This window comes from Mesorhizobium sp. M7A.T.Ca.US.000.02.2.1 (assembly GCF_003996995.1).
Classification (GTDB): Bacteria; Pseudomonadota; Alphaproteobacteria; order Rhizobiales; family Rhizobiaceae; genus Mesorhizobium.
This window is the reverse complement of the sequence record NZ_RZTT01000301.1, coordinates 1-7,510: the sequence shown is the minus strand read 5'-3', so window position 1 is coordinate 7,510 and position 7,510 is coordinate 1. Positions and strand designations below refer to the sequence as shown.

Here is a 7,510-nt window from a genome sequence, read left to right as displayed (position 1 = left end):
CAATTGCAGGACGCGATGCTCGACGGACATTTCCATTTCGGCGGCAAGAAAATTGCCATCGCTGCCGAACCAGACCAGCTGTTCCAACTTGCAACCTTCTTTGCTGGTCTCGGCTCCGAGATAGCCGCGGCCGTCACAACGACCGACAGGTCTAAAATTCTCAAGAAAGTCCCGGCGGTTTCGGTTCAGATCGGCGATCTCGGCGATCTGGAAAGTCTTGCCGTCGGTGCTGACCTGCTTGTCACGCATTCGCACGGGCGCCAAGCATCGGAGCGGCTCGGAATTCCGCTCATGCGCATCGGGTTCCCGGTCTTCGATCGACTAGGCAGCCAGCACAAGCTCGCAATTCTCTATCAGGGCACCCGCGACATGATCTTCGAGGTCGCCAGCATCTTCCAGGCCAACCAACACGCGCCCACTCCTGAGGCGCTTGATCCACTCCGTAATCGAGAAATATCACGATGAACGCTGTTCGCCGCCTCTCGCTGGTCAGTAATGAGGTTTTCGCCCCGATGCCTGAACGACGTAAGGGCGCATTGCGCGTTGCGATCGCCACTCAGGACATGCAGGACCTCAACGCCCATTTCGGGTCGGCCAGGCGCTTTGCTGTCTACGACGTGACGCGCGAGGAATGGAATCTCGTAGAAGCCGTGGCCTTCGATGACGTGTCCGATGAAAGCGGGGAGCATCGGGCCGAGCGCGATGATCGCATCACGCCAAAGGTGGATGCGCTCAAGGGCTGTCAGATCCTGTTTTGTCTGGCAATTGGCGGCCCTTCGGCAGCCAAGCTTGTCGCGGCAAAAATCCACCCGATCAAAGTGGCGGAGCCCCAATCGATCCCACAGGTGCTCTTGCGCACGCAGATGATGCTCAGGACGTGTCCTCCGCCTTGGCTGCGCAAGGTGCTGGCGCGAGCGGGCATTGCCGAAAAGAAACCGTCCTTCGAGGACGAGGACTGAAAAGAGGAGGACGCCAATGCCTGACCCCGCAATCCCCCCAGCTGTCGCCGAAGACGAGGCGGCTCTTTGCACCCCGTTCGTCAAATGCCTCGTGCGGCTGATCCGTTCTCAGGATTCCTATGGCTCGTGGGAACGCAAAGCGGACGCTGAGCTGCTGGGCGACTTCATCATTACCAAGGATCAGCGCCGAGGGATCCCAATCATCGGAGATCCCGATCCCGACGTGCTGTGGAGGCTCGACAAGTACTACGCCGCCATCGGGCTTGCGATCGAGGAGCGCTGCGGCCTTATGGCATCGCCGATGATCCAGGTGAGCCATGAGGGTTTTGGTCGGGTGCTTTTCACGACCGGACGGCTGGTCGTTCTGTCCAAAACGCTGCGCGATGTCCACCGGTTTGGCTTCGAGACGCTCCTGAAGCTCGCCACGGCCGGTACGAAGTTGGTCGACGATGCGATTTCAGTCATCGAAACCTTTCCCCACGTGGCGCTGGCATGATGGGCGCGATTTTCGAGAAAGGCCATCATGACGGACCCGAGAAACTATGTTGGCCAGTCCCCTCGATCCAGGGACTCGAGGCCGACCAGGTTGTTGGGGTATCGCCGATGAAGAAGCCGCTGGTCCTGATCTGCTCGCAAGATGCCGAGTTCTATCTGCTCTACAGCCACATACTGGAGGTTGACGGTTTCAGCAGTGAGACGGCAGACGGCGCGAAGGCTGCGCTGGCCTTGGCCGAACAACGGGAGCTTCAGGCCGTAGTGCTGGATTGCGACCCAGCCAGCATAAACGGGTCCGCAATTTGCGCCCAACTCAAGCGGGAACCGCGCACCACCGACCTGCCTATCATCGCCCTGATCGCGCCTGGCGCCGAGCACCAGCACCTCGATCTCTTGAAGGCAGGCGTTGAGAGCTTTGTGCGGCCGGTGGCTCCGGCCAAGCTGCTCGACTGCCTGCGGGCGAGGCTCGGGCTGACCAAGCGTGGTCCGAACGGGGTTGAAAACGACAGTTGGATTTGTTGTGGAGGCCTGGAGATGAAGCTCGATGCCCATAGGGTTCGCGGTAATGGCCACGACATCCATCTCGGACGGATCGATTTCAACGTGCTGCGGCTTATGATTGAGGCCCCCGGCAAGGTCTTCAGCCGGGACGAGCTTATCGGGGCGGCCTGGCTGCCCAACATTCATGTCGGTGCACGCACCGTCGATGTCCATATCAGTCGAATCAGGAGGGCGCTGAAAACGGCCTTGCCCGGCAGCGTCATCCGCACCGTCAGGTCGGCCGGCTACTCGCTCGAGAAGCCGGACGACTGAAATCGGTGATCGAACGTGGTGCCGCTCTCTCTTCCTCCGGAGAGCGGTGTTGCCGCTTTGAGGCGCTCCTAACGAAGACCAGGAGAAGCAGGCAAATGGAATTTAAAAGCATATTCAGTGTGACGGGTGCTGATCATTCTGATGAGGACCTCACAACAGCTGCCGGACTGTGTGCCGAGGTCGGCGCGCACCTATCGGTACTCATTATACCGCCTCCATTGCTCTTGATGTCGTCTCCGCCCCCCGAATGGAATACAGGACGTGCACAGGCAATTGCAGTACCGAACTATCGATTTCAGCAAATCGAGAAATTTTCACAGGACGTGACCAGAATGGAAAGACGGTCCGCGGATATCCTCAAAAGGCTGAAAGCTATGTCGCTTTCCTGTGACGTTGACACCGACTATTGCGATCCGGCTAGCCTCGGTGAAGTGGCACGACAGCGGGCGCTCTGCGCTGACCTGACGATCGTTGGAGGAGACCTCCTCAACGATGAGACTCTCGGACCTCCTGTTGTCAACGGCTGCTTGTTCGATAGCGGAAAGCCGGTGCTCATCGTGCCGAAGGGCGTTAAGGCGACGCTGTCGCCTCGACGCGTGCTGGTCGGCTGGGATTCGCGTGTAGAGGCCTCGCGTGCGGTTCGGGAAGCTCTTAGTATCCTATCCGCTGCCAGGGAAGTCTGTGTCGCTATGGTCGATCCAAAGGCGCAAAACAACGGGAAAGGCGCGCAGTCTGGAGCTGACATCGCTGCCTATCTTACTCGGCACGGTGCTCGGGTCTCCGTTGACCTGCTTAAGAGCGCCGGCAAATCGGCGGGCACAGTGCTGACCCAGCACGCGAACGACATCTGTGCTGACATGATGGTTATGGGTGCTTATGGCAGCCGTGGGCTGCGTGAGCGGATTTTCGGCGGTCCGCCGAGCTGGAGCTTTGGGAAGACCACATTGCCGCTGTTTTTGGCTCGCTGATCAGCTCCGTAGGAACACCGATCAGGTCGTAGGACCGCCAACCAGTCCGAAGTCGTCGTCGGTTACCGGTCGGATTGCGGAGACATGGCTGGATCCGCGAACATCTTGCGACGCTTGTCAGAGCCAAACCGGACGCCTCGACTGCTTCACGACGCTCTCGTGAACCAACTCGTGCGAGATCGTCCGCAACGGGCAGTAAAGACGAACGGCTGCAGCAGACCGCAGCCAAGCCACAGGGCGGGTGTACCAGGAGACCCCGCCTCGTGCGCGAACCCTGTTGGAAGGCCCCTTATCAGTACCCGGACGCGCGTCAAATCGGCGGCTGTCCCTGTCAGCCTGCGGTGTGCAAGGGCCGCTGCCGCGGAGCTTCCCCTGCCCGATCGTCGGGCGTGCGACAATGTCGGATTCCAGACGAGCTGGAACTGCGCGAACTCGTTGGTTTGACAGGTCTTTATCCGGCACGCCGCATGCATGGGAGTCTCCGAAAGCATTAAGAGCCGTTATCCATGGTTACGCCCCTCGAAAGAAAGAGCCGCTTCCGTCGTGGCAGGGAAACAGCCACTCCTGGGGTGGAGGCCGGCGCTAGAAGCCGCCGTAAGATCCGGAAGAGCCGCGCGACAGCATCACACACTTTCCTTCTGCTCTTGGGTTCGGATCACGCCGCGCCGCTGTCGATGCCGCCGACATTGAGCCCAAGACCTGGAAGGCGGCACACGCTTTTGCTGTCCTCTCAGTCGGGACCGCGGCTCAAGCATGCCTGTGAGGTTCGCATTGCTCAATGCCCGGCGATCGACGTCAACATGCCGCTGAGTTGGAAAACACTCCTAGAGGAGTAAGGATAAGTGGACCTCTTTTGTATTGGTGTGGGTGCTGGACCATCTAATTTGAGCCTTGCGTGTCAGATACAGGAAGAGATTGCGCAAGGGGCACTGTTCCTGGACCGGGAGGTCGATTTCCGAGGACATCCAGGCAGCGCTTTCGATTGCGCGGAGCTCCAGGTCGGCCACTTCCAGGATCTGGTTACTCTGGTCAATCCGCGATCAGCCTACACATTCGTAAACTACCTCCACGAGAACGGGCGTCTTTACAATTTCCTCAATGCGCAATTTCACGGGGTGCTTAGAGCCGAGTTCGCCCAATATCTCAACTGGGCGTTCCAGAAGAATCCGCTTGTCCGTGGCGGCGAGGCCGTTCGCGAAATCCGCTTTGACGGCGAGTTTCGCGTGCGGACGGACAACGCGGTCCTTGATGCAAGAAACCTCGTCATCGACATAGGCAAGCAGGCGCAAATTCCGCCTCAGTTTCATGGCTGGACTGGACCCAACCTGTTCCACTCATCTGAGTTGGCCCACATCAATCCTGAGGTGCAAAAAAAGCATGTCTGCGTTGTTGGCGGCGGACAGTCGGGAGCCGAGCTGCTACTGCACCTTGTCGGCCGGCCGAAAGAACGGCGGCCCGCGGCGATCACATGGGTCTTGACGCGCGAGATGCCTTTCGACGACCACGCGTTCACAAACGGGCTGTTCACGCCATGCTTCTCGGATCGTTTTGCTGCGATGAGCGAGGTGCATCGACAGCTGTTCCTGCGGCGTTTCGCGCTTGCCTCCGAGGGCATTTCAGAAAGCAAGTTGCGCGCGGTCTATCAGGCGCTCTACCACCACGCCTTTCTCGAGCCACACCAATGCGAGATCACATTGCGGCCAAGTTGCAACGTGTCGCGCTGCATCAATGCCGGAGCAGGGCACAGGCTCACGCTGCAACGCGGCTTGGACAACATCGGAGAAGTAACCGCCGATATCGTCATCCTGGCCACCGGGTACGAGAAACCGCTGCCGGGTTTCCTAGAACCGATCGCAGATCGCCTCGAACAGATCGGCAATGAGCTCGCCATCGGCGAGGATTTTTCGGTGTACTGGGACGGACCGCGAGACCGACGCCTTTTCGTTCAGAACGCCTGCCTTGGACAGCGCGGGCTGGCTGATCCGAACTTTGGGCTGCTGGCCTGGCGAGCGCGCCGCATCCTTGACAGCCTTCTGCGGCGCGCGCCATGCGCCAATCCCGAGCATCTAGGGTTCATCAACCGTCCCTTGACGGAGTGCTGGCCCGACCTCGGAGTCGAACAAATGGGCAGCGGGATATGATTCGTCGATATTGATGATCGGCGGTGGCATTCAGGAAAGATTTCCGCCTCTGGCGGCAAAAGCGGGACGAGCAATATTCCTACGGCGTCAGATCGCTCTGCTCGCGCTTGAGCAAGGTAGCGTCGCGCGACTCCTGCTTGGCGTGAAACAGCAAAGGGCATTCAATCACGATGCAGCTTTACGTGCTGTCGGGCTCAACGCCACGTGGATCGAGCCCAACGCCGCCGTTGGCAACCGCGACGCGAATTATGACGCCGGGCCACATGCGGCGGTGGCTGCAAGGGTACCGAGCCTCTCCCGCACTTTCGACCCCATCGCCGAAGTGCGACTGCTCCAGGACGCCGAAGCCGGTCTTATCGCCAGCGGGCCAGCCAAACTCTCACCTTCCTAAACGGCAGCCGCTAAGGTGAGCCGTCGAAAGCCGACATTCAGGTTAACGTCAGCTGGCCATGTTAGGGCTCGCTTATTCAAGGCGGTACCGGCGCTTGCCGAAGCTAAGAAGGGTTGGCATGCCCTTTGCCGTGCTTGATGTGCGGCAACACGGTGAGAGCTCCGCTGAAGCAAGCGAGAGGGAGCAATGCCCTCGAGACCGTGTCCGATTTTGACTGGAAAATATTCCGCGACAAAAGAGACGAAAGGTATGGAATGACTTTGGACACCAAGATGGAACTGCGTATGGGGTCCCCGGCTCCTGCGCTGAAAGTGGAGAACTGGCTGCGTGGCGAGCCCCTCACGAGCCTTCGGCCCGGCAAGGTCTACCTCGTTGAATTTTGGGCGACTTGGTGCCGACCATGTGTCCACGCCATGCCCCATTTGATCGAACTGCAGGAGAAATATAAAGACAGCGGATTTGAGATTATCGGAGTCGCAGCTTGCGAAAAGGCTGCAACCGCGGACGAAGCGCGGACCAACGTGGATGCCTGGCTGACCGAGAAGTTCCCGAATCTGAATTATCGGACAGCGTTCGATTGCACTGGCGAAATGAAAAAGCTCTGGCTGGAACCCAGCTCTTCGTTCGGGATTCCCACCTCGTTCGTGGTCGACCGCGACGGCCACATCGCTTATATCGGCCACCCGGCACCTCTCGATGACGTTTTGCCGAAAGTCCTTAACGGCAGCTGGCGCAGCAGCTATGAAGCGAAAGCCGTCGATGCAAAGCGAATCTCGCGTGTGCGCGAATCGTCGCTGAGTCAGCCGATATACGCCAAACTTGGGCCGGCGATGCAGGACGAGGATTGGGCAGCGGCACTATTGGCCATCGAAGAAGGCCTCGCCGTGATGCCAGACTCTTTTGATTTTCGGCGGGTTCATGCGGATATTCTGCTTCACAAGCTGCGCGACATCAAAACCGGCTTGCCGCTTATGCGCGAATTGGTCGAGGACGCGATCAACAAAAAGTTCGAAGCGATGTCTTGGGTGGTGATGGCGCTGAACCAACTCTTCCATCCCACGATCGACAACTCCCATCTTCCGCATGATGATCGCTTTGCGATGGGCAAGGAGCTCTCCGAACAGATCCTGGAACTTAATCCTCCGCAAGGCGATGGAGACTTTAAATTCGGGTGTTACTTTCCGGTCGCTCAGTATTATTACGAGAGCGGCAACAAGGACCGGGCGATCGAGTTGATCGAGGTGGCAATCAAATCGCTGGACCATTCGGAGCCAGCGCCGGACCAAACCAAACAGCGCTACCTCACCTCGTTGCTCCAAGCCCTGGCCAACTACACGGGTGAGCCTGCCTGTCACGCGGGTCTCTGTGTGGCTCCGCAAAACAAGACTTCCGAAACTCAAAACGCTGTCACTTCCTGAGCAAGGATCGCGAAGGGCATGACAATTGGAATTGAACACCGGCAAATCCGCCCGCCCAGGCGCACTTCGCAGCAATAACGTCGATGCCGCAAAAGTGCGCGGCTTGCGGCAGGTGGAATTTCCATTGCGTTTACCTCGGGTCGAACCGCGGCGCAGGCGTTCGCGCCGCGGTGAAAGGTCTCGCACTGGTGGACGTGCTCGAGGTCGGCCACGGGACACTGTTGCGTGGGATCGGCTCGCCCAAGCCATTCCCCGCCCACGCAAGCGCCCGAACCACACATCGCAGAAAAAGAGATCGTCCTTCAAGAGGAGTACTGAAATTGGG

General features: G+C 59.0%; 8 protein-coding genes. All 8 read left to right on the top strand.

Going from position 1 to position 7,510, the window contains the following annotated elements; translation table 11 throughout:
- A partial coding sequence (locus tag EOD15_RS24165) for a nitrogenase component 1 (RefSeq protein ID WP_281035576.1) occupies nucleotides 1-465 on the top strand: 465 nt, incomplete at its 5' end.
- Complete coding sequence (gene nifX, locus EOD15_RS24160) at nucleotides 462-959, top strand: nitrogen fixation protein NifX (RefSeq protein ID WP_126097324.1); 498 nt, start codon at nucleotides 462-464, stop codon at nucleotides 957-959. The genes EOD15_RS24165 and nifX, both read left to right, overlap by 4 nt.
- 16 nt (nucleotides 960-975) lie before the next feature.
- The gene (locus EOD15_RS24155) at nucleotides 976-1,455 is read left to right on the top strand and encodes a NifX-associated nitrogen fixation protein (RefSeq protein WP_127308803.1); all 480 of its coding nucleotides are present in this window, start codon (nucleotides 976-978) and stop codon (nucleotides 1,453-1,455) included.
- Nucleotides 1,452-2,267, top strand: a complete 816-nt coding sequence (locus tag EOD15_RS24150) for a response regulator transcription factor (RefSeq protein WP_164761599.1) — start codon at nucleotides 1,452-1,454, stop codon at nucleotides 2,265-2,267. The genes EOD15_RS24155 and EOD15_RS24150 overlap by 4 nt, the downstream gene beginning before the upstream one ends.
- A 95-nt stretch (nucleotides 2,268-2,362) precedes the next feature.
- Entirely contained in the window at nucleotides 2,363-3,235 is an 873-nt protein-coding gene (locus EOD15_RS24145; RefSeq protein ID WP_127230841.1) for a universal stress protein, read from the top strand.
- A gap of 842 nt (nucleotides 3,236-4,077) precedes the next feature.
- Nucleotides 4,078-5,376, top strand: a complete 1,299-nt coding sequence (locus tag EOD15_RS24140) for a SidA/IucD/PvdA family monooxygenase (RefSeq protein WP_063169368.1) — start codon at nucleotides 4,078-4,080, stop codon at nucleotides 5,374-5,376.
- 13 nt (nucleotides 5,377-5,389) lie between these two features.
- Nucleotides 5,390-5,767: a hypothetical protein gene (locus tag EOD15_RS24135; RefSeq protein WP_024505270.1), complete on the top strand. Its 378-nt coding sequence runs from the start codon at nucleotides 5,390-5,392 to the stop codon at nucleotides 5,765-5,767.
- Nucleotides 5,768-6,039: 272 nt separating this feature from the next.
- Nucleotides 6,040-7,185 carry a TlpA disulfide reductase family protein gene (locus tag EOD15_RS24130; RefSeq protein ID WP_127318854.1) on the top strand — a complete coding sequence of 382 codons (1,146 nt, stop codon included), beginning with the start codon at nucleotides 6,040-6,042 and terminating at the stop codon, nucleotides 7,183-7,185.
- Nucleotides 7,186-7,510: the final 325 nt, after the last annotated feature.

Coding starts and splice junctions, on each gene's coding strand:
- EOD15_RS24130 (WP_127318854.1), top strand. CDS start 6,040: ATGGAACTGCGTATGGGGTCCCCGGCTCCTGCGCTGAAAGTGGAGAAC.
- EOD15_RS24135 (WP_024505270.1), top strand. CDS start 5,390: ATGATCGGCGGTGGCATTCAGGAAAGATTTCCGCCTCTGGCGGCAAAA.
- EOD15_RS24145 (WP_127230841.1), top strand. CDS start 2,363: ATGGAATTTAAAAGCATATTCAGTGTGACGGGTGCTGATCATTCTGAT.
- EOD15_RS24150 (WP_164761599.1), top strand. CDS start 1,452: ATGATGGGCGCGATTTTCGAGAAAGGCCATCATGACGGACCCGAGAAA.
- nifX (WP_126097324.1), top strand. CDS start 462: ATGAACGCTGTTCGCCGCCTCTCGCTGGTCAGTAATGAGGTTTTCGCC.
- EOD15_RS24155 (WP_127308803.1), top strand. CDS start 976: ATGCCTGACCCCGCAATCCCCCCAGCTGTCGCCGAAGACGAGGCGGCT.